1 protein-coding gene is annotated in these 1,018 nt (G+C 41.0%); it reads left to right on the top strand.

The window, feature by feature from the left end:
• Nucleotides 1-601: 601 nt before the first annotated feature.
• Nucleotides 602-1,018 (top strand): MBL fold metallo-hydrolase (locus tag PX484_RS06540; protein ID WP_288103195.1); only part of this gene is annotated, 417 nt, incomplete at its 3' end.

Genomic DNA, 1,018 nt, shown 5'->3' with positions numbered 1-1,018 from the left:
TGGGGTGTGGGGTGTGGGGTGTGGGGTGTGGGGTGTGGGGTGTGGGGTGTTTTCTCAGTGAACTGATAACTGATAACTGATAACTGACTTCTAACCCCATGTTGGCCAAAGATAAGCAAAAATTATTTATTGACTCCACAAACTTGAGAATATTTAAATTAACATTCCGCAATATTTACAAATTCTTAAGAATTAATTGAGAAAGATTTTTATTTAACAACGATGTTATCATGGTTACAGCGATTTTGCTGAATTTCATAATGGGTTATTCTGTGCTTTTTTGGGCAGCAATGGTTGAAACCCTTGCCACATCTACAAGGTAATCCTAATTAAGACGGGTAAATTAGTCAATTTCACGCATAACGATGATCTTTTTTTTGTGTAGTTTTATTGCAAAAAAAAAGTTTTTTTGACAAAAAGCACAAAGTATGATGAAGACGCTGGTGTATTTCTGGCTGCCAGTAATTATTGCAGAGTTAGGTCAAAATCAGGGGATTTCCTGTTTCCAAGTCAAGAAATACAGAAAAGCAGCAATTCGATCGAGAAATCGATAAAAACAGCCTAGACTAGAAAAAGAATCCTCTATCCTGACAGCTATCCTGTGGAGATTACTTTTTTAGGAACCAGTTCTGGGGTTCCCACTCGTTCCCGCAATGTCTCTAGTATCGCCCTTCGTTTGCCGCAACGGGCGGAAATATGGCTGTTTGACTGTGGAGAAGGAACTCAACACCAGTTACTGCGTAGCGACCTAAAAAGTTCCCAAATTCGACGCATTTTTATCACCCATATGCACGGCGATCATATCTTTGGTTTAATGGGACTGTTAGCCAGTATCGGATTAGCCGGTTCTGCTCAGGATATTGATATCTACGGACCACCCGGACTAGGGGACTATCTGCGTGCTTGTGCTAAGTATTCCTATACTAATTTAGCCAATCGGGTGCGTGTCCATCCCGTTTCCCCCGGCATACTCTACGAAGATGAAGAATTTACCGTCTCCTGTCAGCTATTAAAACAT

This window comes from Microcystis sp. M49636_WE2, from assembly GCF_030065375.1.
GTDB lineage: Bacteria > Cyanobacteriota > Cyanobacteriia > Cyanobacteriales > Microcystaceae > Microcystis > Microcystis aeruginosa_C.
The sequence above is the reverse complement of the archived record's forward strand: the minus strand, read 5'-3'. Positions and strand labels throughout refer to the sequence as shown.